We start from the raw sequence: 24,230 nt of genomic DNA on the forward strand, positions 1-24,230 counted from the left end.
GCTCTCAGCACGCGGCGGGCAAGCCCGGCCGCTTCTGGATTCCTATCGCGCAAATGGACCGAGCGGCAGCTGCGCGCAAGGTCGGGCTGCGTTTTTCCTCAGGCGGCTTCCGGCTTGAACAGGCCGACGCGCATGTCGCTGACCGTGTAGATGCGCTTGCCGTCGGCCTCCAGCCAGCCATCGGCGATGCCCAGGACGAGCTTCGACTTGAAGACGCGCTTGAAGTCGACGCCGTAGACGACCTTCTTGACGGATGGCAGGACCTGATCGGCGAACTTGACCTCGCCGACGCCGAGCGCCCGGCCGCGGCCCGGCAGGCCGAGCCAGCCGAGGAAGAAGCCGGTGAGCTGCCAGAGCGCATCGAGCCCGAGGCAGCCCGGCATCACCGGATCGCCCTTGAAATGGCAGTCGAAGAACCAGAGATCGGGCTTGATGTCGAACTCGGCGCGGACCATGCCCTTGCCGTGCTCGCCGCCCTCTTCGGCAATCTCGACGATGCGGTCGAACATCAGCATCGGCGGCAGCGGCAACTGCGCATTGCCCGGCCCGAACAGTTCCCCACGACCGCAGGCGAGGATCTCCTCGTAGCTGAAAGACGACTGACGCTGCATTCCCGTGAGGCTCCCTCGCACCGGCCGGATTCGGCCGGTGTCTCCTGTGCCGTGCCTAACACAGCGGAAGCCGGAAACGAAAGAGCAGCGGACGTGTCGACCCACACCGCAACGCCGAAAACCACAACGAAACCGTGCCAGATCAATGCAGCAAGGGGCGCCCACCGCCTGGAAGCCGGCGCGACGCTTGCGACGGGAAGCCCGACGCCCTACATTTCAGTTGAAATCATTCAAGAGACGGAGCCTCCAGGACATCCGTTAGACAAAAGGGCACGCGAGCACGGCATGAGCGACCTGACCTCCCAGGACCAGGGCTATGGAACGTCGGCGCGGCAGGGCTGTCCCTTTCACGATATCCGCCAGAAGCTGCGGCGCGTCGGGTTGCGCCCGACCCGCCAACGCGTCTCGCTCGGCTGGGTGCTCTTTGCCAAGGGCCAGCGCCATGTCAGCGCCGAGATGCTGTTCGAAGAGGCGATGAAGGAGCGCATCCCGGTCTCGCTGGCGACGATCTACAACACGCTGCGCCAGTTCACCGAGGCAGGCCTGCTGCGCGAGCTCACCCTCGACGGCGCCAAGGCCTATTTCGACACCGCCGACCATGATCACCATCATTTCGTCGTCGACGGCGAGAACCGGGTGATCGACATCCCGGCCGACGAGATCGACGTCGCCAGCCTGCCGGTGCCGCCTGCGGGCTATGAGATCGCGCGGGTCGACGTCGTGGTGCGGCTGCGCAAGATCGACGGCTGATCGCCGCTCCGCCGCTTCCGGAGACGATATTCATGCGTTTCACCGATTCGCCGCTCTCGCGCCGCGCGCTTGCAGGCCTCCTGCTCGCAGCGGCCGTTCCCGCCACGCCGGCGCTCGCCGCACCGCGCGTGCTTCGGGGCACCGTCGCCTATCGCGAACGCATGGCGCTGCCGCCCGGCGCTGTCGTCGAGGTCAAGCTGCTCGACGTCTCGCTGGCCGATGCCCCCTCCCGCACGATCGCCGAGACCCGCGTTTCCGGTCGGCGCATCCCGGCGCGCTGGACCCTGCGCTTCGATTCGCGGCGGATCGAGCCCCGGCACAGCTACGCGCTGCAGGCGCGCATTCTCGACGGCGACCGGCTGCTCTTCATTACCACGGAACGGCACAGCGTTTTCACGGGCGGGCCGGACAAGACCGATATCTGGGTCCAGCGCGTCTCGGGCGATGACCGGCCGCCCGCCGCCGCCCCCTCCCCGATCGGAAGCTGGCGTCTCGCAAGCCTCGGCAGCAAGGACGTTCCCGGCTCGATCGTCACGACCCTCGCCATCGCGGCGGACGGCAAGGTGTCAGGTCGGGGCGGTTGCAACGGCTTCGGCGGCAATGCGACGCTCAAAGGCCGGACGATCCGGTTCTCGCGGATGGTTTCGACGATGATGGCCTGCGCGCCGGACGTGATGACGCAGGAGCGCGGCTTCCTCGACGGGCTTGCCAAGGTCCGCCGCTGGGATATCCATCGCGGCTCCGGCCTGCTCGCGCTGCTCGACAGCCGCGGCCGGCCGGTGATGGTGCTGACTGCGCAGTAGCGCAGGCGGCCAGCGTCAGTCGACCTTCTCGTTGGGATAGACGCCCCAGAGACGCTCCTGGCGGATAAAGCCATCGATGTTGCCGACGCTGATGCGACACCAGGCGTTGACGCAGGACGAGACGCTGGTGACGACGCCCGGCTGCAGCCTGGCGACGACGGCTGACTCCTCGTTCGCAGCGCTGCGCATCGGGAAGTTCTCGTCCTTTTTCTTCGACCAGGGCGCGACGAGCGCGGTGCGGCGGCCGGAGAGCAGGCTGTGCAGCACCCAGCCCTCGGTGCCGTCGGCATCGCGCACGCGGCGCCAGGTCTCGAATTCCGCGGTGACTTCCATCGGCAGGCCGGCGCGCTGATAGACCCAGCGCGTCCGGTGCTCCTTCGAGGGGCCTTCGCGCAGGTTCACGCGATCCGTCTTCAGGCTGACATAACGCGGCACCGGCAGCCCGGTGACGGAGCCTGCCTGCATGTCCTGGGCAGAGGCGACCGCAGGCAAGCCGAGGAGGGCGAACGTCGCCAGGGCCAGGCAGCGCATCGACGAGATTTTCATGCCGCCACTCTCCTTCGCGTCCGCTTACCCCCGGCGAAGGGGCAAGTTGTCATCCGCCGCGCTGCCGCCTAGACAACGATCATGGTGCCGCGCAACAATTCCCATTCCTGGGCCACCAGGGTTAATGGCGGGTTGAGGATATCAGGCCGATACGGCCAATGACGGAAGGGTGACCGCCATGTCGAAGAAGAAGCCCTTGGTGGTGGTGACGCGCAAACTGCCCGCCGTGGTCGAGACCCGAATGCGCGAACTCTTCGACGCACAGCTCAACATCGACGACAAGCCGATGTCGCAGGCCGCCCTGGTCGAGGCGGTGAAGACCGCCGACGTGCTCGTCCCGACCGTGACCGACAAGATCGACGCCGCCGTGATCGCGCAGGCCGGCGACCAGCTGCGCCTGATCGCCAATTTCGGCAACGGCGTCGACAATATCGACGTCGCCAGCGCCGTGCAGCGCGGCATCACCGTCACCAACACGCCGGGCGTCCTGACCGACGACACCGCCGACATGACGATCGCGCTGATCCTGGCCGTCGCCCGCCGCATTGCCGAGGGCGCGCGCGTCATCCCCGATGACGACTGGGCCGGCTGGTCGCCGACCTGGATGCTCGGCCGGCGCATCACCGGCAAGCGCCTCGGCATCGTCGGTATGGGCCGCATCGGCCAGGCACTGGCGAAGCGCGCCGCCGCCTTCGGCCTCTCGATCCACTACCATAACCGCCGCCGGGTCGATCCGCGCACGGAGGAAGCGCTCAACGCGACCTATTGGGATTCGCTCGACCAGATGCTGGCGCGGATGGACATCGTCTCGGTCAACTGCCCGCATACGCCGGCGACCTATCACCTGCTCTCGGCCCGCCGCCTCAAGCTGATGAAGCCGGACGCGATCCTGGTGAACACCGCCCGCGGTGAGGTCGTCGACGAGACCGCGCTTGCCCGCATGCTGGAAGCCGGCGAGCTCGCCGGCGCCGGGCTCGACGTGTTCGAGAGCGAGCCGGCGGTCAATCCGCGCCTGCTCAGGCTGGCGCGCCAGCACAAGGTCGTGGTGCTCCCGCATATGGGCTCGGCCACGCATGAGGGCCGCGCCGACATGGGCGAGAAGGTCATCGTCAACATTAAAACCTTCATGGACGGCCACAAGCCGCCGGACCGCGTGCTGCCGAGCATGCTCTGAGGGCACGCTTCAGGCGGCGCGCAGCCCCGCAAGGCGCGCCGCTTCCGCCGGCCATTCCCTGAAATCGTCGACGACCGCTGCCGCTCCGGCGGCCAGCAGGCGCTCGCGCATGCGCCCCTTGTCATGGGCGACGCCGGTGAATCCGGCGACCTGCATGCCGGCCGCCCGCGCCGCCAGCACGCCCGGCACCGAATCCTCCAGCACCAGGCAGCGCCCGGCCTCAGCACCCATCTGCGACGCAGCGAACAGAAAGACATCCGGCGACGGCTTGCCGCGCGCCACCTGCGAGGCCGAGAAGACATGGGGATCGAACAGGTCGATCAGGCCCGCCAGCGCGAGATTGCGGCGCAGCGGCTCGAGCACGGTTGAGGACGCCACGCAGCGGCGCCCGGCCAGAACGGTCAGCGCCTCCCGCACGCCGGGAAGCGCGCGCAATTCGGTTTCCAGACGCAGCGCGACCGCATCCTCGATACGTGTTTCGAAATCGGCCGGGAGAGGCCGGCCCAGCGCGATTTCGATGATCTTCATGCCGTCGGCCCAGGGGATGCCGACGAGCTGCTCGACATAATGATCGAGTGTCCAGTCGCTCAGCCCGACCTCATGGCACATGGCGAGGCTGACCTCGCCATAAAGCGTCTCGGTATCGATCAGCGTGCCGTCGCAATCGTAGATGACGAGGTCGAACGGCACGGGCCTTGCTCCCGGCCGCTCAGCGGGCCTGGAGCGCGTCGAACTGGCCGGTCTTGCGGAAACGCCAGAGATAGGAGGAGATGACCGCCTCCGACGAGGTCGGCGCCAGCCCGAGCCCGGCGAAGTCGCGGCCCTCGGCCTTGGCCTCCGCAGAGACCACGTTGTCGCTGGCGAGCAGCGTAACCTGATCGCGCGTCATGACGAGTTCGTCCGGGATCAGGCCGAGCGTCAGCGTATCGGCGACCTGCAGCACGCTGCCCATGATCCGCGCCAGCGGGAAGGGCAGCGGCGCGAGCAGGCGCTTGCGGCCGGTCACCTTGCAGACCTCCTCGACGATCTGACGCAGGCTCTGCACCTCCGGCCCGCCAAGCTCGTAGACGCGACCGCCTTGCACGATGCCGTCGACGGCACGGGCGACGATCTCGGCGACGTCGCCGACGAAGGCCGGCTGGAACTTCGTCACGCCATCGCCGACCAGCGGCACCACCGGCAGCATCCGGGCGAGCGAGGCGAAGCGGTTGAAGAAGGTATCCTCCGGCCCGAACATCACGGACGGCCGCAGCACGACCGCGCCCGGCACGGAGGCGAACATGGCGGCCTCGCCCTCGGCCTTGGAGCGGGCATAGGCCGAAGCCGATTCGGCGGAGGCACCGAGCGCCGAGACCTGGACCACGCGGGCGATGCCGGCAGCGGCGCAGGCCTGCGCGACGGCGCGAGCGCCATTCGCCTGCACGGCCGGGAAGCTCTGGCGACCCTGCTCCTGCATGATGCCGACGAGATTGACGACGGCGTCAGTGCCCTTCACGGCGGCCGCGACCGAGGCGGGATAGCGCAGATTGGCCTGAACGGCGTGGATCTGGCCGACAGTGCCCAGCGGCTGGAGGAAATTGGCGAGATCCGGCCGACGCACGGCGACGCGCACCCGGTAGCCGCGCTTGACGAGCGCGCGCACGACATGGCGGCCGACGAAACCGGAGCCGCCGAAAACCGTGACGAGTTGCTGGGCCGGGGCTTGGGAAGCCATCGTGAAAGCTCCGTTTAGAATGCTTCTGCCCTCCTAGATCATGTTCCGCCAAAGTGGAAACGCCTTTTGCGGCAGAGACCTCCTGCGCCCAGGCCCTGCGGCGTTCCGCCCTACTCCCAGACGCGGCATCCCCCATTCAACGTCGATCGGCCGCTTTCGCACCGGAACGGCCCGGAATTCGCTATGGCCGCTGAGACCCTTTCCACAGGACCGCAAAAACAAATTCATTTCGCCGCGACAGGGCCGTTGACAGGACGACTCGGCCCCCGTAAACGAACCGCCGTTGCCCAGGTGGCGGAATTGGTAGACGCACCAGCTTCAGGTGCTGGCGCTCGCAAGGGCGTGGAGGTTCGAGTCCTCTCCTGGGCACCACTCAGCTTTCTACCGAGCTGAAAACATTATGGTTTGTTACGCAAAATCCCGCACCTGATCACAGGGTGCGGGATTTTGCGTTCATGGGCTGTGCTTCCTCGTCGGGAATTTCGTCCTCCGCCTTCAGTGCCGGCCGGAGCATCTGAACGGCAGCCGCGACACGTCGCGCCCGGTCAGCCTTCTTGATGTAGGCGGAGCTCTCCTGGCTCCCTTGGGCTCATCCGAAGATGGCATTCATCCGCGCCTCGGTTGGCGCCGCGCTCGGGGGCCTCATGCATCGATGAAAAGCTATGGCTGGGCAGCGATGAGGATAATTTCCGCGGCGCAATCACAGGCCGCCAGCCAGCCCAATCCAGTAGCCAGGCTGATACTGGATTGGCAGAAAGCGCTCGTGCAGCTCCCGCAGCGTTGCCTCTGCATCGATATCGCCGAAAAGCTCCGGGTGAAGCCAGCTTGCGATGCGCTGCAGGGCCACGAACTGGTAGGGGCTGTTGTAGAACTGGTGCCAGATCGCAAAAACGCGTTGTTCGGCGACGGCTTTGCCATGCGCGAATGCCGGACGCTTCGCCAGCGCCTTGAGCTTGCTGCGAGCTGCCGATAGGTCAGCCCCCGGACCGAGGCCGACCCAGCCGCCACCGGGAGCCAGCGCGTCCCAGTTTCCGCCCGTTACGATGACGACGTCCGGGTCCCGGGCGATGATCGTTTCAGGATTGATCGTGCCGAACGTTCCCGCAAGAAGTTCGGAGCCGAGGTTATGGCCGCCAGCCATTTCGACCATGAGGCCGAAATTCTCCTTCCCGAAGCTCATGCAGCAGGCGTCCGAATAGCCGGGGATGCGATCCAGCATGACGAGCGGCCGCTTGAGGTCCGGGTTTCTCGCTATCGGAGCCGTCACGCGGGCGATCTGGTCTCTGCGGAAGGCGATCAACGCGTCCGCAATCGCCTCGCTTCCAAACAAGCGCCCGAGCAGACGCAAGGATAGCTCCGTGTTTCGGAGCGGTGCATGGCGGAAGTCGACATAGAGCACCGCGATCCCCACGGAGGCGAGCTTGTCGACGAGCTGCATCTCGGCACTGGCCCGCTCGGCTTCGTAGTTGAGGAGAAGCACGTCGGGCTGAAGCGAAATCGCCTTCTCGACGTCGAAATTGCCAGCTCCCACGCTGCCGAATTTCGGGATGCCGGCGACCTCCGGAAAGCGTTCGGCATAGGCGCGGTAGCTGTCGGGGTCGGATTTTTCCAGGTCCTCCCCCCAGCCGACGATCCGCTCAAATGGGTTGCCGCGGTCCAGCGCCGCAATGGCGTGGATCTGCCGCCCTTCGCCGAGCAGCACCCGCCGAACAGGAAGCTGCACCGCGACCTCCCGTCCAAGGATGTCGGTGACCTTGATCGGCGCGGCTGACGGCCGGCTGGCCGCGATGAGCGGCAGGCCCAGGCCGACGGCACCGAGAAGACCGCGGCGAGAGAGGCGGAGGCGCGCCATCACAGGTCCATGGACATGGACAGGAGATATGTCCGCGGTGCCCCTTGCGTGAACGTCCCGAAGGAAGCGGCTCCCGCCCAGTATTTCGTGTCGGTCACATTCACGACATTCGCCCGGAACGTCGTCTTGCGGCCGTTGAGTTCGGTCGCGTAGCGCAGCCCGAGGTCGAGGCGCGTCCAGTCCGGCAAGGCCTGCGTGTTGGCGGCATCGACGTACTGCTTGCCGGTGTGGATGATCGCGGCATTGACCGTCAGGCCTGCAATCCAGGGCACATCCCATTCCGCGCCGAGATTGAGCTGAATGCGCGGCACGCCGATGGGCGCATTGCCGATATTGGCGATGGCCGCCGTCCGGGTCAGTTCCCCATTGAGAAGGGTCACGCCGCCGAGCACACGCCATTGCGACGAGATCTGACCGAAGGCCTGGAGTTCGAGGCCCCGGACCCTCTGCTCTCCCGTTTCGGCGAACCTGCCGGCAGGGCTGAGTTCGCCAACAGGCCGCGTGATCTGGAACGCCGCGAGCGAGGCTCCGAAGCCATTGTAGTCCAGCTTGACGCCGGCCTCGATCTGGCGGGCCACGTAGGGAGCGAGTATCTCGCCGGCATTGGTGGCCGTAACCGGCGCAACGTCGCCGCGGCTCAGCCCTTCGATATAGTTTCCATAGAAGGAGACGTGCTCCCAGGGACGGATGACCAGTCCGACGAACGGCGTCGTGGCGCTCTTGTCGTAGGACGAGGCCAGCGTCCCGACATTGGACACATAATTTCGTGCCTGAATGTTCTGACGCCGGACGCCGAGCGTCAGCAGGACGCTCTCGTCGAACGCCGAAAGGGTGTCGGCCGCCGAGAGGCTGGTCAGCGTGCTGTCGGACAGCGGTGCCTGCCGCCCCACGCGCAGAGCCGCAATTTCCGGCACGCGCACGGGATTGTAGATGTTCGAGATGTAAGTCCCGCCGACAGCGCCGAACTCGCGCTTGGTCTCCTCATGATAACGGGATGCCTGCACGGTCAGGTTATGACGAATGAAGCCTGTCTCGAACTTCGCCCTGATGCCACCCTCGAAGGTGTGGCGATCGATACCCATGCCGTAGAATTGCGGTGAGGTGCTGGTCGTCCCCAGCACGCTGGTGATCATCGGCGCGGAAGCGAAGAAGCGCTCGACATTGCTGTGCGAGGCACCGGCGTTGCCGAACACGGTGATGCCGTCAGCGACGTCGTATTCCAGCTTGAGCAAGCCGCCACGATCATCGACGTCCGAATATTCCCAGGGCTGAGTGACGTTGCGGCGACCATCCGCAGCTTTGGGAACCGGCACTCCCGCGCGCATGAAGAATGGCCGGGCAGGCGCGTTGAAGCGGTCGGATTGAGCGAGGACATAGGCCCATGCGCGGAACCGCTCGCCCTGATAGTCGATGGCCAGAGCTCCGACGCCCGACTGCTCCTTCTGATGGTCGACAGCTGTCCTGCCGTCATTCAGGCTCGTGATGGCCCGCACACCCCATTCCCGATTGGCACCGAAGCGTCGGGACATATCGAGCTGCCCGCCGCCTCGTGCGTTCGAACCATAGTTCAGCGTAAAGCGCGTCAGGTCGCCTTCAGCACGCTTCGGAACGATATTGACGACGCCGCCGATCCCGCCATTGGGTGAAACGCCGCTGATCGCTGCCGAAGGCCCCTTCAGCACCTCGATGCGCTCGGCGTAATCGGAGAAAACGCGGAAGCTCGGCGCGACGCCGTAGACGCCGTCGAACGCGATCTCGCCGCTGGTGCCCTCGTTGATCGGGAACCCGCGGATATAGAGCGAATCGAACGGCGCGCCCGTGCCCTGGGTTGCCCGGACCGATGGATCGAGCGCGAGGGCTTCGGAGGCCGTCCTGGCCTGGCGGTCGCGGATGAACTGTTCGGTGTAGCTGGTGACGCTGAACGGCGTCTTTGCAATGTCGGTGTTGCCGAGAGCGCCGATGCGAGCCCCGGTCGCAACCTGTCCGCCTGCGAACGGCGCCGGAACCTGCGAGGGACGCGTCCCTTCGACGATGATCTCGTCGAGTTGGACCTGGCTCTGCTGCTGAGCGACGACTGGCGTGCAGGACAGGGAAAGACTCGTGGCGACAATCGCCGTCGCGCTCACCGCCGGCAGCGCCGTAAGCTTTCCTCTTCGCGCCATCATAACGATGGAGAATTTCATGACATTCATTCCAGCACCACAAGCCGCAATCGAAACTAAAACGCCCCGACCTGATGATATCTGCGGTGCATTCTTGTCAATAATCCAACCGAATATCTGATAATAAACTCAATGATAGTCCAGATACGCGCGCCGTAATTTTTAATTACTCAAATTAACACCCGGAACCGAGGCACGACCACAGGGATTTGCCATTGGCACACGCTGCAAAGCACTTGCCACAACATAGCGAGGTCGAGCAGGCCTTCATCGATGGCAGTTTCGGGAGGCCTGCCTCCAAGAGCCTGCCTGCTGCCTCATAAGCCGCGCTGGGCCGTTGGCTCGGCTGGAATGAGAGCAAGGTCTACCGGTTGATATTGTGCCAGGCGGCGCAATCCTGCGATGTCCGGCAGCTCCATGAGACGCGAGGTGCTGACGATCAGCCGCTCGGCACGCAGTTCCTGCATCACGCGATTGAGGTGCGGAACGCTGAGCCCCAGCACATCGGCCAGAATACCTTGCGAAAAGGGAAGATCGAACCGCGTCTGTTCGGCGCATCCGACCTCCAGCAGGCGGTCGTGAATCTCGAGCAGGAAATGCGCGAGCCGCTCGATCGGCGTGCGCCGGCCGAGATTGACGATGTGCTCCGCACAAATCGCCGCTTCCCGGGCTGCGAGCCAGGTCAGGACGAGGCCGAATTGCGGCCGCTCGTAGCAAAGACGCACATAGGAACTGAGCGGGCAGACGCTGTAGCTGAGATTGCTCACCGCCACGACCGCATAGGTCGCGCGGTCGAAGAAGCTGACGGGAAAGCCGATCACGTCGCCCGGCAGAATCACGTTCAGAATCTGCCGCTTGCCGTTCCGCAGCAGCCTGTAGCGGATCGCGTAGCCGCTCCGGACGAAACACAGGTCGCGATGCTCCGCCCCGTGGACGATGAGATCGTGCCGCTTCGCTGCCGTACCCTCGCGCTCCATGATCGCCTCGAGGCTATCGAGGTTCCCGGGGTTCATATCCATGAGGCGAGAAATCTTTGTGACGAAGGGATGTCCGGTGAGCGGCATGATGCGGTTTACACCCCTTATCGATTGGTTCTCATGGAGTATTCTGCGGCCGATTATTAATCGAGATCAATAATCAATATTATCGGACGAAAGTGGCATTGACCATATAGCCAATGCAGCGGGGAATGGCCGCGACGTGTCTTCAGATATTCGGTGCCGACAGCACGTCCAAACCCCCGCATGACGAAGGGGAGGATCGGACACCAGAGGGGAAGGACGCACATGACATCCGACAATCGCAAGCTCACGAACCTGTCCCGGCGCACGCTGATCCAGGGCGGCCTTGGCGTTGCGGGCGGCGTGATCCTGCCGGCGGGCCTGTTCCCGGTCCACGCGGCCGGCCAGACGGCAATCGGCACCTGGCCCGAAGGGTCCAAGGGCGACACCGTCAATATCGGCGCAGCCGTGCCGCGCACCGGCGCCTATGCGGTGCAGGGCGAGGACGAGCTCAAGGGCTGGCAGCTCGCCGTCGAACACATCAACACCAACCATGAGCTGATGAAGAAGCTCGCGCCGAAGATCAACAACGGCGTCAACGGCAAGAAGGTGAACCTGCTCGCGGCCGACTCCGCCGCCAAGCCGAACCAGGCGGTGCAGGAACAGCAGACCTTCATCAACCAGAACAAGATCATCCTGATGACCGGCTCGACCTCGTCAGCCGTCGCGGTGGCGCTCAACAAGTTCGCGCAGCGCGAGAAGGTGCTCTACGTCGCGGCCATTTCAGGCTCGAACGACACCACCGGCAAGGATTGCGTGCGCTACGGCTTCCGCCAGAATTTCTACGGCGAGACCGCCGCGAACGCGATCGGCCCGCAGCTCGTGAAGGCCTACGGCAAGAACCGCAAGGCGGCGTTCATGACGCCGGACTACACCTACGGCCACACCGTCACCAAGTCGGTCAACGACTACCTGACCGAGAAGGGCGGCTGGACCCAGGTGACCAACCAGGTCTCCCCGCTCGGCACCCAGGATTTCAGCCAGTACCTGACCAACATCGCCAATTCCGGCGCCGAGTTCATCATCAACGTCAACTGGGGCCGCGACGCGGTGCTCTCGGTGCAGCAGGCCAAGCAGTTCGGCCTGACGCCGGCGATGAAGATGGTGATCCCCTACCAGATCCCGTTCCTCGCCAAGGAAGCGGGGCCGGAGCTGATGGAAGGCGTCTTCGCCGCGACCGATTACTGGTGGACGCTCGAGGACAAGTATCCGCTGGCCAAGATGTTCAACGAAGCCTTCGTGAAGAAGTTCGGCTATCGCCCGGAATGGGGCGCTGAGAACGCCTACGTCAGCTTCGCGCATTGGGCGCGCATGGTGACGGAGGCCGGCAGCTTCTATCCGCCGGATGTCATCAAGCAATACGAGAAGGGCGAGACGATTCCCTCGCTGCTCGGCGACGTGCGCTATCGGCCGGAAGACCACCAGTGCATCCGCCCCGTCGTCATCGTCCGCGGCAAGGCCGTCAAGGACATGAAGAACAAGGAAGACTTCTGGGAGGTTCTCGAGGTCCTTCCGGGCGAACCGCTGATGCAGAAGCCGGATGCGTTCGGCTGCAAGCTCGGCGACTACACCTGACCGATCGAACCCGCCGCCGCGCTGGCTGAGAAGGCGGGTTCTCCGGATTGCGGGAGGGGGTGCGGGAGGCCGAACGTCGGTCTCCCGCGGCTCCCTGCCCCAGCCCCCGTCCGACGACAAGACAAGCGCAGAAGCCGGCGCGAGGCCGGACTCTACCCGCGTTCAGGCAAACGGATAGCATCGTGGTCAACTGGGCGAACTTCATCTCGCAATGCTTCAACGGGCTCGTGCTCGGCGCGCTGCTCGCGCTGATCTCGTCCGGCCTGACGATCATCTACGGCACGCTCGGCGTGCTGAATCTCGCGCATGGCGCGATGTTCATGCTCGGCGGCTATGCCGGCTGGGTCGCCTACACCTATAGCGGCTCGTTCCTGGTCGCGGTGGCGGCAGGCTCGCTCTTCGTGATGCTGGTCGGCATCGTGGTCGAGCGGCTCATCATCCGGCATTTCTACACTCGCCCGCATGAGGACCAGCTCCTCGTCACCTTCGGCCTCAGCATCGTGTTCGTCGAGGCGGTCCGGTTCTTCTTCGGCAGCCTGTCGAAGATGGTGCCGCCGCCGGGCCCGCTGGTCGGCATCACGCCGCTCGGCTTCATGATGTATCCGACCTACCGGCTCGCCCTGCTCGGCATCGTCGCCGTCGCGCTGCTGGCGCTCTATTTCGTACTCTACCGCACCCGGATCGGCATGATCGTGCGCGCCGGCATCGAGGATTCGGTGATGGTCGATTCGCTCGGCATCGACGTCTACAAGATCTTCATGCTGGTGTTCGGCATCGGCGCCATGGCGGCGGGCTTCGCCGGCATCGTCAATGCGCCGGTGGTCTCGATCGCACCGGATGTCGGCGAGGCGATCCTGGTGCAGACATTCGTCGTGGTGGTGATCGGCGGCGTCGGCTCCTTCCCCGGCGCGATCCTCGGCGGCCTGATCGCCGGCCAGATCATCTCCATCACCTCCATGTTCAACCCCGGCTATGCCTATATCATGCTGTTCGTGGCGATGACGCTGGTCCTGGTGCTGAGGCCCTACGGGCTGCTCGGCGCAGCCGGCCGCGAGTGACGCCGATGCGCAGCCAACGCCCCTTCCTCGCCGAGACCATCACCGCGATCGCGCTAATCCTGGCGCCGTTCGTGCTGCCCCATCTCGGCTTCACCCCGAACACCATCAACCGCATTCTGGTCTGGGGCCTGTTCGGCCTCGGCTTCGATATCCTGTTCGGCTATACCGGCCTCCTCTCCTTCGGCCAGTCGGCCTTCTTCGGCACCGGCGGCATGTTCGCCGCCTATCTGCTGACGGAAGCCGGCTTCGGCTATGTGATGGCCGCCGTCTTCCTCGGCACGATCGTGGCGGCGATCGTCGGCTATCTGATCGGCCTGATCGCATTGCGCCGCACGGGCATCTATTTCGCGATGATCACGGTCGCGATCGCGGAGGTGTTCTTCTTCGTCGAGTTCAATCCGCTTTCCGCCTTCACGGGCGGCGAGAACGGCCTGCCGGGCGTGCCGAGGCCCAGCATCTTCCTCGGCTTCACGACGCTGGAATTCAACACCGATTTCCAGGTCTACGGGTTCCTGGCATTCTGGTATTTCGTCGGCCTCGTCATCGCGCTGCGCATCGTGCGCTCGCCGGTCGGCGCGATCCTTTCCGCGATCCGCGACAATCCGCAGCGCGCCGCCGCGCTCGGCCACGACATCCACAGCTACAAGCTGACCGCCTTCGTCGTGGCGGCGGCCTATGCCGGCTTTGCCGGCGGCATGCTTGGCCTGATGCAAGGGTTCATGCCGCCGGATGCCTTCATGTTCGAGACCTCCGGCCAGCTCGTGATGCAGACGGCGATCGGCGGCGCCGGCACCTTGTTCGGCCCGCTGGTCGGGGCGGCGGTCTGGCTCTATCTCAGCGACTTCTTCCAGAACACGCTGCATCTGGGTGCCACCTGGAAGCTCGTCCTCGGCATCGTGTTCGTGCTGCTGGTCTGCTTCCTGCGCCACGGCATCGTCGGGGCCGTGATCGATCTCTACCGTCTCGTCGCCGGCCGGCGGGCGGAGACGGCTCCCGGGGCGGGCGTCGTCCCTCCCGCGAGCGTGCCCGCCACCGCTCCGACTGTCGCGATGATGCCGGCCCGCCGCCGCGATACCGACCGCTCTTCCGGCCCCATCCTCCAGGCCACCGGCCTGACCAAGCGCTATGGCGGCGTGGTCGCCAACAGCGACATCGACTTCACCGTCAACCATGGCGAGTTGCGCGGCATCATCGGCCCGAACGGCGCCGGCAAGTCGACCTTCTTCAAGATGCTGACCTGCGAGGTGCCTCCGAGCTCCGGCCAGATCCTGTTCGAGGGCAAGGACATCACCGGAATGGGCGTGGCCGATGTCTGCCAGCTCGGCCTCACCAAAAGCTACCAGATCAACCAGCTCTTCAACCGGCTCACCGTCCGCGAGAACCTGATGATCGCCGCGCTCGCCGAAACCCGCGGCAAATTCAAGCTCGACCTGTTCAGCAATCCCAGGAACAGCCCCGAGCTGACCGAGCAGGTCGACCATGCGATGGCGCTGGTCAATCTCGCCAGCCGGGGCGATGCCCAGGTGTCCGAACTGGCCTATGGCGAGAAGCGGCGACTCGAGATCGGGCTGGCGCTCGCCACCTCGCCGTCGCTGCTGCTGCTCGACGAGCCGCTTGCCGGCATGAGCCCGGCCGAGCGCATCGAGACGGTCAAACTGCTCAAGTCGATCAGCCGGGGGCGTACGATGATCGTGATCGACCACGACATGGACGCGCTGTTCGAGCTCGCCGAGCGCGTCACCGTGCTCCAGGAGGGGCGCGTGCTGGTCGAAGGCACACCCGACGAAATCAAGGGAAACACCAAGGTGCAGGAAGCCTATCTGGGCGGCGTGCACGATGTGTTGGCGGCCCAATGAGCATGCTCGAAGTCACCGGCCTGAATGCCCATTACGGCGACAGCCACATCCTGTTCGATGTCGCGCTGCGCGTCGATCGCAACGAGGTCGTCGCGCTGCTCGGCCGCAACGGCGCCGGCAAGAGCACGATGCTGAAGAGCCTGATGGGCGTGGTGAAGCCGAGCAGCGGCTCGATCCTGTTCGACGGGGAGCAGATCGCCGGCCGCAAGAGCCACATGATCGCGCGCGCCGGCATGCAGCTCGTGCACGAGGACCGTCGCATCTTCGGCAGCCTGAATGTCGAGGAGAACCTGGTGCTGGCCGGGCTGACCGCCAAGGGCCGCTGGCCGCTCGATCGCGTCTACAAGATATTTCCACGCCTGAAGGAGAGGCGCACGAGCCGGGGCACCGATCTTTCCGGCGGCGAGCAGCAGATGCTCGCGATCGGGCGGGCGCTGGTGCGCGACCCCAAGATCATCCTGCTCGACGAGCCGTTCGAGGGTCTGGCACCGGTGATCGTGCAGGACCTCGTCAGGACCTGCCGCGAGCTTGCGATGGCCGGCCAGACGATCATTCTGGTCGAGCAGAACATCGCGGCCGCGCTGACCCTGGCGACGCGCGCCTACATCATCAATAACGGCCATATCGCCCATGAAGGCCCGACCGGCGAGATTCGGGCCCAACCCGAACTCCTGCAGCGGTATCTGGGGGTCTAGGACACCGGACTGAATACGGTATTCAGTCCGGTGTCCTAGGCTTTTGATTTGCATCGGCATTTTCCGAAAACCGCGTTCCACTTTTCGGGCCGATGCTCTAGGCGTCTTGCCCGGCCATCGCGCCTGACGCACGACAGGCGGGTGCGGGTGCATCACATCGGCCCGTTCGGGGGCGGTTCGCCACGATGCGCGGACGTCGTCTCGTATCCGGCGAGCTCTTCGCGCACGACGGCAAGAAAGCCATCGACGAGCGGATCGGCGCGGTAGTGGCTGGGAAACATCGCGTGGCCGTGGAACATGACCTCCGGCTTGAACGGGCGGAAGGCGATACCGCTGCGCCGGTAATCGTCGGCAGCGATCGGATTGACGATGCCGATGCCGAGCCCTTGCTCGACAAGCGCGCAGATGGCGGCGCTGAAGGGCGTCTCGATCGCGAGATGGCGGCGCACGCCCGCATCCTGGAAGATGCGATCGACACGTGCCCGCGCACCGTCCTCCAGCGAGAGCGAGATGAAGGCCTCGCCTTCGAGATCCTTGGCCGTGATGCGATCGCGCTTTGCAAGCCGGTGCCCCGGCGGGAGCGCGCAGACGCCGGGGATCATGTAGAGCGGACGATGCTCGACGAGCGGAATGTCGATCACGTTCGCGATGAAGCCGATGTCGCAATAGGACGACGACATCCAGCGCGTCACCGTGCCGTCATGGCCCATCTGCAAGGAGACGCTGACCTGCGGAAAGCGCTCCTTGAAGCGCCGGATGCAGCGGGGGACGAAGCCCAGCGCCATCACCGGCATCGCCGCGATGCGCAGGCGCCCGGTCCCGAAGTTGCGGATGTCACGCGCGGCGTAGGAGAGGGTCTCCAGTCCGATATAGCTGCGTTCGACCTCGCGATAGAAGGCAAGGCCCTCCTGGCTCGGTCGAATCCGCCCGGCTTTTCGCTCGAACAGCTTAAGTCCGATCTCGGCCTCCAGCTCGGCGATCAGCCGGCTGATACTGGGTTGCGAGGTCCGCAATTCCTGCGCGGCCGCCGTCATCGAGCCGCGCAGGATAATGGTTCGGAACGCGTCCACCTGCCTCAAATTCATAGGCCTGCTCATATCAGGAGTGAATAGAAGAGCCAAAAACTGAGATTTGACCAGATAGTTGGCCGCGGCAATACTTTTGGTCATGTCAACGCGCCCAAACACCGCTGTGACGTCCCGCCTCACCGGCATGGTCTGCCTGCGCTGCGCAGAGCCCTGGCCGGTTGCGGATTACGAAGCCGGGTGTCCGCGCTGCGCGACCGAGGGGCATGCATCCAATCTGCGGCTGACCTACGCGCCCGGCGAGCGCGGTGTCTCGCTCCCCTATCCTGACACGCCATGCCTGGGGGAAGGCGCGACCCCGCTGGTCGAGCTGCCTGAGCTGGCGCGCGCGCTGAAGCTCGGCAGGCTGTCCGCCAAGATCGAATGGTGCAATCCGACGGGGTCTCACAAGGACCGGATGAGCGCGCAATTGATCGCGCGGGCTCTCGATCGCGGCGCCCCGCGCGTCGTGGCGGCATCGAGCGGCAATGGCGGCCTCTCGGTGGCAGCCTATGCGGCGCGCGCAGGGCTCGCCGCGGAGATCGCAACGACCGATGCCCTGCCGCAGGTTTACCGCAGTGCCATCACCGCACATGGCGCGAGCATCGCCAGCTTTGCCGGCAGCATGACGCGCTGGCAGCATCTCGCGAAACGCGTCGGGCAAGGCGCCTTCGCTGCGACGAACTACAAGGTGCCGGCCATCGGCACCAACCCGTTCGGCATCGAAGGCTACAAGACGATCGCGGCCGAGCTCGCGTCGGAGACGATGCCCGATCTCGTCGTCGTGCCCTGTTCGCGCGGGGACCTCCTGTCCGGCATCCGCCTCGGCTTCGAGGAGATCGGCGCATGCTTGCCGATGCTGGTCGCAGCCGAGCCCTTCGCGCGCCTCGAGCGGGTGCTCGCCGGCGCCGATTATCGCGAGCAGTTCGCGGGCGATACCGCCCAGGCTTCGATCGCCGGCAGCACGGTGACATGGCAGGCCGTCGCGGCCCTGCGCGCCAGCGCCGGCCGTGCCGTTTCTGTCGATGATGGCGCGGCGCGGGCGGCACAGCGTCGTCTCGCAGCCTGCGGTCTCCATGCCGAACTGTCCGCAGCCTCCGCATTGGCTGCGCTCGCCGCCATCGCCGCGGATGGTGGGCTTTCCGGCCGCCACGCCGTGATCGTGCTCACGGGAGCAGGCTCCCGTGATCCCGGCGACACCGACCTGGCCGCAAGGCCCTGGAACGAAGCTGCCTCCGAAGAGGCGCTCGCGCAGCCGGCAACGACCGGCGCCTTACCACAGAGAACCGATCCATCGGTCCAACAGAAGAGGGAAAACGGATGACCACCTATGTCTCGCTCCTATCGGCGCTCTCGGCTGCCGCAGCCGCCGTCTTCACGCTCTCGGTCGGAGCTCAGGCCCAGGGCCTGCCCCCGCTGCCGGAAGCGATCAAATCCGCAGGCATCCTGAAGGCCGGCGTGCGCTGCGACCAGCCGCCCTATGGCTACAAGGACGAAACCGGCAAGTTTGCCGGCGTCGAGACCGACATGGCGATCCAGATCGCCGCCTGGGCCTTCGGCTCGCCGGACAAGATCGAGCTGACCTGCGTGACGGCCGAGAACCGCATCCCGCAGCTGGCCGGCAAGAAGGTCGACATCCTGATCGCCACGCTCGGCGTCACGCCCGAGCGCGCCCGCGTGGTCGATTTCTCCAAGCCTTATCGCTGGGGCGGCTCGGACATGCTCGTCGCCAAGGACAGCCCGATCAAGAAGCTCGACGATGTCGCCGGCAAGACCGTGATCATGCTCAAGGGCTCGACCCAGGCGAAATGGTTCGAGGACAACATGCCCAAGCTCGAGAGCATGCGGCTGAACACGGCGTCCGATGCGCTGCAGGCGCTCAAGCAGGGCCGCGGCGACGCCTATACTCATGATGCCGCGACGCTCGTCGTCATCGCCGCCAAGGACCCGAGCCTGCGCCTCGTCGGCGAGTCCTTCGCGGTCTCGGACGCTGCCGTCGGCGTGCGCAAGAACGAACCCGAATGGCTCGCCTATGTCGATGCAGCCCTCGATCGCATGAAGGCCGAGGGCCTCTACGCGAAATGGGTCGAGAAGTGGATTCCGGCCGAGATCAGGCCCTTCTACGTCGACGCCTTCACCAAGCCGAAGCCGACCGCGCGCTGAGCGAAAGGCAAGCGCCGGGAGCGGTCTGAGCTCCCGGCAACCCGATACCTGGCAGCGGAGGAGCGCGTGCCATGGAATTCGACGTCGCCTATCTCAACGCGCAGTGGCCCGCGCTGATGCGCGGCCTGTGGCTGACGGTACAGGTCAGCGCGCTCTCGATCGTGCTCTCCATCCTCGTCGGCGTGCTCGGCGCGGCGGCGCGCGTGCTGCAGGTTCCGGTGCTCGGCAAGCTCGTCGTCGGCTATGTCGAGTTCATCCGCAACACGCCGCTGCTCGCCCAGCTCTTCTTCATCTTCTACGGCCTGCCGGGACTCGGCCTCAGGCTCTCGCTGTTCTGGTCGGGCGTGCTCTGCCTCACGGTCTGGGCCGGAGCCTACCAGATCGAGAATGTCCGTGGCGGGCTTGAAACCGTGGGCAAGGGGCTGCGCGAGGCCGCCTTCTCGCTGGGCTTGTCGCCCTGGCGCTTCTTTCGGCTCGTCGCCGCGCCGATGGCGATCCGCGTCGGCCTGCCGTCGATGCTGAACACCTCGATCTCGCTGCTGAAGAACTCCTCCTACCTGCAGGCGATCGGCCTCGCCGAGCTGACCTATGTGGCAATCGACCGGATCTCGATGGACTTCCGCACCATCGAGATGTTCGCCGCGATCTGCGTGATCTACCTCCTGCTGGTCCTCACCCTCTCCTTCTTCGCGAGCCGGCTGGAATACCGGCTCAACGCCCCGTTCAGGCTTTGAGGGGGGCGAGATGGAACTGCTGATCCGCAACCTCCCCTTCATCCTGCAAGGCCTTGCCATGACGCTGGGCCTGGCGCTGGCGACGCTGTTCTTCGCGACGATCATCTCCTTCCTGCTCGGCACGCTGGCGACGCTGCGCTTCGGCTGGCTGCGCGTGCTGGTGAAGATCTATGTCGAGCTCTTCCGCGACATCCCGCTGGTCGTGAACATCTTCTTCGTGTTCTTCGTGGCGCCGCTGTTCGGGCTGGAGCTCTCGCCCTTCGCAGCCGTGACGGTGGGGCTTTCGGTCTGGGGCAGCGCCAATGGCATCGAGATCGTCCGCGGCGGCTTCAATGCGGTGCCGCGGCATCAATGGCAGAGCGCCGCTGCGCTCGGGCTGAAGACCTGGGAAATCTATCTCTTCATCACCGGTCCACAGGCCCTGCGCGCGATCCTGCCGCCCTTCGTCGGGCTGCTCACGCTGCTCGTGCAGGCGACGTCGCTCGGTGCGCTCGTCGGGGTCAACGAGTTCTTCAAGGTCGGCCAGATCATCGTCGAGCGCACCACGATGATGGAGGGCTGGAATCCGGCCTTCACGGTCTATGCCGCGGTGCTCCTCACCTACTTCGTCATCTGCTCGACGCTGAGCTGGTTCGGCCGCTGGCTGGAGCGCCGGCTGAAGAGCGACCGCCCGCAAGCCCGGCCGGAGGCGATCTCCCCGGCCGAGCCGGCAACGCAATTGCCCTGATCCTTCGCAAACTCACCTGCAGACCGGGAAAGCCGCCATGGAATCGAAAGTCAGCCGCCGCCTGACCGAAAAGGTCGCCGAAGAAGTCTGCGAGCACATCTATGCGCCGCGGCTTGCACGGGATTTCCGCACGGTCTTCGACCATATGAGCGACCTCAACCAGGCGCATGTGCTGATGCTTGCCCGTTGCGGGCTGATCTCCCCGCAGGCCGCCAAAGCGCTCGCCGGCGGGCTCCTGCGCATGGAGGAGGAAGGGCCCGAGGTCGTCGAGCTCGACCCGCAGCGCGAGGATGCGTACTTCAATTTCGAAGCCCATCTGATCAAGCTGATCGGCACCGAGGCCGGCGGGCGGATGCATATCGCCCGCAGCCGCAATGACCTGACGGCCGCGATCGACCGGCTGCGGGCCCGCGACCTGCTGCTCGATGCGAGCCAGGCGCTTCTCTCGGTCGAGGAGCATGCGCTCGACGGCGCCTTCCGCTTCCGGGACGTGGTGATGCCCGGCTACACCCATCTCCAACCGGCGCAGCCCATCACCTACGGCTTCTATCTCGCCGGCGTCGCGCAATCGCTCGAGCGCGACCATGGCCGGCTCGCGGATGCCTGGGCGCGCACCAATATCAGTCCGCTCGGAGCAGGCGCGCTTGCCGGGACGACCTTCGCGATCGACCGGGAGGCGGTGGCGCGCTCACTCGGTTTCGAGGGGCTGGTAGAAAATGCCCTGGATGCCGTCGCGACCCGGGATTTCGGATTGGAAATCCTGTCGGCGCTCACCCAGATCGCATTGGGCTGGAGCCGCGTGGCGCAGGACTATCATGTGATGGTCTCGCACGAATTCCAGACGATCGAGTTCCCCGACCGCGTCACCGGGACCTCGAGCATCATGCCGCAGAAGAAGAACCCGGTGGTGCTCGAACACCTCAAGGGCAAGGCCGGCCATCTGCTCGGCCTCTATGTCGCATCCGCGACGGCGGTGAAAGCGACGCATTTCACCAACACCATCGACGGCAATCGCGAGGGCATGCGCGGTGTCTGGGAGGCGGGCGAGGAGACGCTGCGCTGCCTCTCGCTGTTCGATCTCATCATCGCGACGGCCCGGCCGAACGCGGCGCTGATGAAGCGACGCGTCACCGAGGATTTCGCCTCCGCGACCGATCTCGCCGACCTGATGGTGCGGGAAGCCGATCTCTCGTTCCGCGAGGCGCATCATGTCGTGGGCGGGGTCGTCCGCGCGGCGATGGATGCCGGCCTGGCGGCTGACGGCATCACCTCCGCGATGGTCGACGCGGCAGCCCAGGAGCAGCTCGGCCGGCCGCTCGGCCTGCCGGCGGACCATGTCCGCGAAAGCCTCGACCCGGCGGCAAGCGTCGCCGCGCGCCTCGTCCCCGGCGGGCCGGCACCGGACAGGGTCGCGGAGGCTGTGGAGGCAGCGCAGGCACGGCTCGAAAATCGCCGCGGCATTCTCGCACGCAAGCGCAGTGACCTGAAGGATGCGCGGGAAGCGCTGAAACGCGCGATGCGGGAGCTCGCCACATGAGCTCCTCCCCGCTGATCAGCCTGCGCGGCATCGCCAAGCGCTTCGGCGCGCATCAGGCGCTGCACGGCATCGACCTCGATGTCGAGGCCGGGAGCGTCGTAGTGCTGATCGGGCCGAGCGGCTCCGGCAAGAGCACGCTGATCCGCTGCATCAACGGCCTCGTCAGGCCGGACGAAGGCACGCTCCGCATCGCCGGAAGCCCGGTCGACATCCACCATGAGCGCGCCTGGCAGCAGATGCGGACCGAGGTCGGCATGGTCTTCCAGGACTACGCCCTGTTCCCGCATCTCACCGTCCTGCGCAACATGACGATCACGCCGGAGCGCCGCCGCGGCGTTCCGCGCGCCAGGGCCGAGGAGGAGGCACGCGCGCTGCTGACGCGCGTCGGCCTCGCCCACAAGGCGCAGGACTATCCGTCCGCCCTGTCGGGCGGGCAGCAGCAGCGCGTCGCCATCGTCCGCGCGCTTGCCATGCGGCCGAAGGCGATCCTCTTCGACGAGCCGACATCGGCACTCGATCCCGAGACGATCGGCAGCGTCCTCGACGTGATGAAGGACCTCGCCCGCGAGGGCACGACCATGGTCGTGGTCACCCACGAGATGGGCTTTGCCCGCGAGGTCGCCGATCGCGTCGTGTTCATGGCCGAGGGACGGATCGTCGAGGAGGCGCCGCCGGGTGCCTTCTTCGACGCACCCCGCCACGAACGCACCCGCGCCTTCCTGTCCAGCATCAGATCCTTCGGAGAGGCCGCCCATGCCTGAGCCTGCCGGCGTGCTGGCGCCGAACTTCACCACCGATCCCTACTGGTGGGATGCAGCCCCGCCCGAAACCGCGCGCGACCCTTTGCCGGCGGAGACCGATGTCCTGGTCGTCGGCTCCGGCTATTGCGGGCTCTCGGCGGCGGCTGAGCTTGCGCGCAATGGCGTCGACGTCACCGTCGTCGATGCGGAGGAGCTCGGCGCCGGTGCCTCGACGCGCTCGGGCGGCATGGTCTCGAGCGGTCAGAAGCTGGTGATCGGCGGCGCGATCAAGGGCGTCGATGCCGCCCGCATGGAGCGGCTCCTGGAGGATTCGCTGTCCTCCTACGAGCATCTCAAGTCCCTGATCCACGAGAAGGAACTCGATGCCGATCTCGGCGTCTTCGGCCGTTATTTCGGCGCCCATGTCCCCCGTCACTACGACCGGCTGCGCCGCCACGGCGAATTGCTGGCAAGGCATACCGGCGTCACCGTCCACGAGATTCCGAAGTCACGGCAGCACGAGGTGACGAAGACGGATTTCTACCATGGCGGCATCGTCATCGACGACTATGGCGGCCTGCATCCGGCGAAGTATCATCGCGCCCTGCGCCGCCTCGCGCAGGCCAATGGCGCCAGGCTGCGCTCGCATGCGCCAGTCCTCGGAGTCGACCCCGTCGCCGATGGTTTTCACGCGGTACGGACCGGCCGCGGGATCGTTCGCGCCCGCCACGTCTTCTTCGGCACCAACGGCTACACCGACAAGGCGAGTGGCTTCCTGCACAAGCGCATCGTCGGCGTGCGCAGCTATCAGATCGCGACCGAGCCGCTGCCGCCGGAGCTGATGGCCGAGATCAATCCCGGCCGGCGCATGATCACCGATTCCAAGCGCGAGCTGATCTATACGCGCCCATCGCCGGACGGCACGCGCATCCTGTTCGGCAGCCGGCCGGGCCTGTTCACTCTGCCGGAACGCGAGGCCGCGCCGCGCCTCCACGCCATGATGCTGAAGGTCTGGCCGCAGCTCGCGGGCTACAAGGTCACCCATTGCTGGAGCGGCAAGGTCGGCATGAGCGCCGACAAGATCGCGCATATGGGCAAGCTCGGAGGCATCGACTTCGCCGTCGGCTGCAATGGCAACGGTGTCGCGCTGATGACCTATCTCGGCCACCAGTCAGCCCTCAAGCTGCTCGGGAAGCAGAACCGCAAAAGCGCCTTCGACGATCCTGCCTTCCCGGAGATTCCGGTGCCTCTCTATGATGGCCGCCCATGGTTCCTGCCGATCGTCAGCGGGTGGTATCATCTCCAGGACGCGATCGATCGCCGTCTGGCACGGCTCTGAGGAGATGATTGCGAACAAAGATTGCAGCCCCGGCGGCAGGCCGTTCGCTATCGCCTGAAAGGCTCGTGG

General features: G+C 65.8%; 22 protein-coding genes and 1 tRNA gene. 15 read left to right on the plus strand and 8 right to left on the minus strand.

Annotation, left to right across the window (positions count from 1 at the left end):
* Positions 1–98: 98 nt before the first annotated feature.
* On the minus strand, positions 99–611 hold the full coding sequence (gene fabA, locus ASE61_RS15580; RefSeq protein WP_061968412.1) for a 3-hydroxyacyl-[acyl-carrier-protein] dehydratase FabA: 513 nt from the start codon (positions 609–611) through the stop codon (positions 99–101).
* A gap of 285 nt (positions 612–896) precedes the next feature.
* On the opposite strand from fabA, the gene irrA reads away from it, so the two are divergent.
* Both irrA and ASE61_RS15590 read left to right on the plus strand, forming a co-directional pair.
* Positions 897–1,361: an iron response transcriptional regulator IrrA gene (irrA, locus tag ASE61_RS15585; protein WP_061968414.1), complete on the plus strand. Its 465-nt coding sequence runs from the start codon at positions 897–899 to the stop codon at positions 1,359–1,361.
* Between the two features lie 32 nt (positions 1,362–1,393).
* On the plus strand, positions 1,394–2,164 hold the full coding sequence (locus ASE61_RS15590; protein WP_061968416.1) for a YbaY family lipoprotein: 771 nt from the start codon (positions 1,394–1,396) through the stop codon (positions 2,162–2,164).
* A 15-nt stretch (positions 2,165–2,179) separates the two neighbouring features.
* On the opposite strand, the gene ASE61_RS15595 is transcribed toward ASE61_RS15590, so the two are convergent.
* Entirely contained in the window at positions 2,180–2,710 is a 531-nt protein-coding gene (locus ASE61_RS15595) for an SH3 domain-containing protein (RefSeq protein ID WP_061968418.1), read from the minus strand.
* Positions 2,711–2,888: 178 nt separating this feature from the next.
* Between ASE61_RS15595 and ASE61_RS15600 the strand changes: the two genes are divergently transcribed.
* Complete coding sequence (locus ASE61_RS15600) at positions 2,889–3,884, plus strand: 2-hydroxyacid dehydrogenase (RefSeq protein WP_061968419.1); 996 nt, start codon at positions 2,889–2,891, stop codon at positions 3,882–3,884.
* A 9-nt stretch (positions 3,885–3,893) separates the two neighbouring features.
* Here ASE61_RS15600 and ASE61_RS15605 read toward each other — a convergent pair whose 3' ends face one another.
* On the minus strand, positions 3,894–4,574 hold the full coding sequence (locus ASE61_RS15605) for an HAD family hydrolase (protein WP_061968421.1): 681 nt from the start codon (positions 4,572–4,574) through the stop codon (positions 3,894–3,896).
* Positions 4,575–4,593: 19 nt separating this feature from the next.
* A complete protein-coding gene (locus ASE61_RS15610; RefSeq protein ID WP_061968423.1) occupies positions 4,594–5,598 on the minus strand; it encodes a complex I NDUFA9 subunit family protein in 1,005 nt (334 codons plus the stop codon).
* Positions 5,599–5,883: 285 nt separating this feature from the next.
* Here ASE61_RS15610 and ASE61_RS15615 point away from each other — a divergent pair.
* Positions 5,884–5,970: transfer RNA gene (locus ASE61_RS15615), tRNA-Leu, on the plus strand.
* A 328-nt stretch (positions 5,971–6,298) separates the two neighbouring features.
* Here ASE61_RS15615 and ASE61_RS15620 read toward each other — a convergent pair.
* From ASE61_RS15620 to ASE61_RS15630, 3 genes are all read right to left on the minus strand, one after another.
* On the minus strand, positions 6,299–7,450 hold the full coding sequence (locus ASE61_RS15620; RefSeq protein ID WP_061968424.1) for an ABC transporter substrate-binding protein: 1,152 nt from the start codon (positions 7,448–7,450) through the stop codon (positions 6,299–6,301).
* Entirely contained in the window at positions 7,450–9,633 is a 2,184-nt protein-coding gene (locus tag ASE61_RS15625) for a TonB-dependent receptor (RefSeq protein ID WP_244492870.1), read from the minus strand. The genes ASE61_RS15620 and ASE61_RS15625 overlap by 1 nt, the downstream gene beginning before the upstream one ends.
* A 296-nt stretch (positions 9,634–9,929) precedes the next feature.
* Positions 9,930–10,676: a Crp/Fnr family transcriptional regulator gene (locus tag ASE61_RS15630; RefSeq protein WP_061968428.1), complete on the minus strand. Its 747-nt coding sequence runs from the start codon at positions 10,674–10,676 to the stop codon at positions 9,930–9,932.
* A 222-nt stretch (positions 10,677–10,898) separates the two neighbouring features.
* Between ASE61_RS15630 and ASE61_RS15635 the strand changes: the two genes are divergently transcribed.
* The 4 genes from ASE61_RS15635 to ASE61_RS15650 all read left to right on the plus strand — a co-directional run bounded on the left by ASE61_RS15635 (position 10,899) and on the right by ASE61_RS15650 (position 15,857).
* Complete coding sequence (locus ASE61_RS15635; RefSeq protein ID WP_061968429.1) at positions 10,899–12,248, plus strand: substrate-binding protein; 1,350 nt, start codon at positions 10,899–10,901, stop codon at positions 12,246–12,248.
* A gap of 182 nt (positions 12,249–12,430) precedes the next feature.
* Positions 12,431–13,306, plus strand: coding sequence for a branched-chain amino acid ABC transporter permease (locus ASE61_RS15640; protein ID WP_061968432.1), 876 nt, complete (start codon positions 12,431–12,433; stop codon positions 13,304–13,306).
* 5 nt (positions 13,307–13,311) lie between these two features.
* The gene (locus tag ASE61_RS15645) at positions 13,312–15,162 is read left to right on the plus strand and encodes an ABC transporter permease subunit (RefSeq protein ID WP_061969109.1); all 1,851 of its coding nucleotides are present in this window, start codon (positions 13,312–13,314) and stop codon (positions 15,160–15,162) included.
* Complete coding sequence (locus ASE61_RS15650) at positions 15,159–15,857, plus strand: ABC transporter ATP-binding protein (protein WP_061968433.1); 699 nt, start codon at positions 15,159–15,161, stop codon at positions 15,855–15,857. Before ASE61_RS15645 ends, ASE61_RS15650 begins: the two co-directional genes overlap by 4 nt.
* 152 nt (positions 15,858–16,009) lie before the next feature.
* Here the strand turns inward: ASE61_RS15650 and ASE61_RS15655 are convergent, their stop codons facing one another.
* Positions 16,010–16,927, minus strand: coding sequence for a LysR substrate-binding domain-containing protein (locus tag ASE61_RS15655; RefSeq protein WP_200959644.1), 918 nt, complete (start codon positions 16,925–16,927; stop codon positions 16,010–16,012).
* Between the two features lie 97 nt (positions 16,928–17,024).
* Here ASE61_RS15655 and ASE61_RS15660 point away from each other — a divergent pair, with 97 nt between their 5' ends.
* From ASE61_RS15660 to ASE61_RS15690, 7 genes are all read left to right on the plus strand, one after another.
* A complete protein-coding gene (locus ASE61_RS15660) occupies positions 17,025–18,245 on the plus strand; it encodes a pyridoxal-phosphate dependent enzyme (RefSeq protein WP_082617462.1) in 1,221 nt (406 codons plus the stop codon).
* Positions 18,242–19,084, plus strand: a complete 843-nt coding sequence (locus ASE61_RS15665) for a transporter substrate-binding domain-containing protein (RefSeq protein ID WP_061968438.1) — start codon at positions 18,242–18,244, stop codon at positions 19,082–19,084. The genes ASE61_RS15660 and ASE61_RS15665 overlap by 4 nt, the downstream gene beginning before the upstream one ends.
* Positions 19,085–19,155: 71 nt before the next feature.
* On the plus strand, positions 19,156–19,818 hold the full coding sequence (locus tag ASE61_RS15670) for an amino acid ABC transporter permease (protein ID WP_061968440.1): 663 nt from the start codon (positions 19,156–19,158) through the stop codon (positions 19,816–19,818).
* A 10-nt stretch (positions 19,819–19,828) separates the two neighbouring features.
* A complete protein-coding gene (locus tag ASE61_RS15675; RefSeq protein WP_061968445.1) occupies positions 19,829–20,545 on the plus strand; it encodes an amino acid ABC transporter permease in 717 nt (238 codons plus the stop codon).
* Positions 20,546–20,582: 37 nt separating this feature from the next.
* Positions 20,583–22,082, plus strand: coding sequence for an argininosuccinate lyase (gene argH / locus ASE61_RS15680; protein WP_061968446.1), 1,500 nt, complete (start codon positions 20,583–20,585; stop codon positions 22,080–22,082).
* Positions 22,079–22,843 carry an amino acid ABC transporter ATP-binding protein gene (locus tag ASE61_RS15685; protein ID WP_061968448.1) on the plus strand — a complete coding sequence of 255 codons (765 nt, stop codon included), beginning with the start codon at positions 22,079–22,081 and terminating at the stop codon, positions 22,841–22,843. The genes argH and ASE61_RS15685 overlap by 4 nt, the downstream gene beginning before the upstream one ends.
* Positions 22,836–24,161 carry an NAD(P)/FAD-dependent oxidoreductase gene (locus ASE61_RS15690; RefSeq protein ID WP_061968449.1) on the plus strand — a complete coding sequence of 442 codons (1,326 nt, stop codon included), beginning with the start codon at positions 22,836–22,838 and terminating at the stop codon, positions 24,159–24,161. Before ASE61_RS15685 ends, ASE61_RS15690 begins: the two co-directional genes overlap by 8 nt.
* Positions 24,162–24,230: the final 69 nt, after the last annotated feature.

Source organism: Allobosea sp. Root670 (assembly GCF_001429415.1).
In the GTDB taxonomy this organism is placed as follows: Bacteria; Pseudomonadota; Alphaproteobacteria; order Rhizobiales; family Beijerinckiaceae; genus Allobosea; species Allobosea robiniae.

Excerpts from the sequence above, each read along its gene's own strand:
- fabA (WP_061968412.1), bottom strand. The coding sequence starts at position 611 with ATGCAGCGTCAGTCGTCTTTCAGCTACGAGGAGATCCTCGCCTGCGGT.
- irrA (WP_061968414.1), top strand. The coding sequence starts at position 897 with ATGAGCGACCTGACCTCCCAGGACCAGGGCTATGGAACGTCGGCGCGG.
- ASE61_RS15590 (WP_061968416.1), top strand. The coding sequence starts at position 1,394 with ATGCGTTTCACCGATTCGCCGCTCTCGCGCCGCGCGCTTGCAGGCCTC.
- ASE61_RS15595 (WP_061968418.1), bottom strand. The coding sequence starts at position 2,710 with ATGAAAATCTCGTCGATGCGCTGCCTGGCCCTGGCGACGTTCGCCCTC.
- ASE61_RS15600 (WP_061968419.1), top strand. The coding sequence starts at position 2,889 with ATGTCGAAGAAGAAGCCCTTGGTGGTGGTGACGCGCAAACTGCCCGCC.
- ASE61_RS15610 (WP_061968423.1), bottom strand. The coding sequence starts at position 5,598 with ATGGCTTCCCAAGCCCCGGCCCAGCAACTCGTCACGGTTTTCGGCGGC.
- ASE61_RS15620 (WP_061968424.1), bottom strand. The coding sequence starts at position 7,450 with ATGGCGCGCCTCCGCCTCTCTCGCCGCGGTCTTCTCGGTGCCGTCGGC.
- ASE61_RS15625 (WP_244492870.1), bottom strand. The coding sequence starts at position 9,633 with ATGAAATTCTCCATCGTTATGATGGCGCGAAGAGGAAAGCTTACGGCG.
- ASE61_RS15630 (WP_061968428.1), bottom strand. The coding sequence starts at position 10,676 with ATGCCGCTCACCGGACATCCCTTCGTCACAAAGATTTCTCGCCTCATG.
- ASE61_RS15635 (WP_061968429.1), top strand. The coding sequence starts at position 10,899 with ATGACATCCGACAATCGCAAGCTCACGAACCTGTCCCGGCGCACGCTG.
- ASE61_RS15645 (WP_061969109.1), top strand. The coding sequence starts at position 13,312 with ATGCGCAGCCAACGCCCCTTCCTCGCCGAGACCATCACCGCGATCGCG.
- ASE61_RS15650 (WP_061968433.1), top strand. The coding sequence starts at position 15,159 with ATGAGCATGCTCGAAGTCACCGGCCTGAATGCCCATTACGGCGACAGC.
- ASE61_RS15660 (WP_082617462.1), top strand. The coding sequence starts at position 17,025 with ATGTCAACGCGCCCAAACACCGCTGTGACGTCCCGCCTCACCGGCATG.
- ASE61_RS15665 (WP_061968438.1), top strand. The coding sequence starts at position 18,242 with ATGACCACCTATGTCTCGCTCCTATCGGCGCTCTCGGCTGCCGCAGCC.
- ASE61_RS15670 (WP_061968440.1), top strand. The coding sequence starts at position 19,156 with ATGGAATTCGACGTCGCCTATCTCAACGCGCAGTGGCCCGCGCTGATG.
- ASE61_RS15675 (WP_061968445.1), top strand. The coding sequence starts at position 19,829 with ATGGAACTGCTGATCCGCAACCTCCCCTTCATCCTGCAAGGCCTTGCC.
- argH (WP_061968446.1), top strand. The coding sequence starts at position 20,583 with ATGGAATCGAAAGTCAGCCGCCGCCTGACCGAAAAGGTCGCCGAAGAA.
- ASE61_RS15685 (WP_061968448.1), top strand. The coding sequence starts at position 22,079 with ATGAGCTCCTCCCCGCTGATCAGCCTGCGCGGCATCGCCAAGCGCTTC.
- ASE61_RS15690 (WP_061968449.1), top strand. The coding sequence starts at position 22,836 with ATGCCTGAGCCTGCCGGCGTGCTGGCGCCGAACTTCACCACCGATCCC.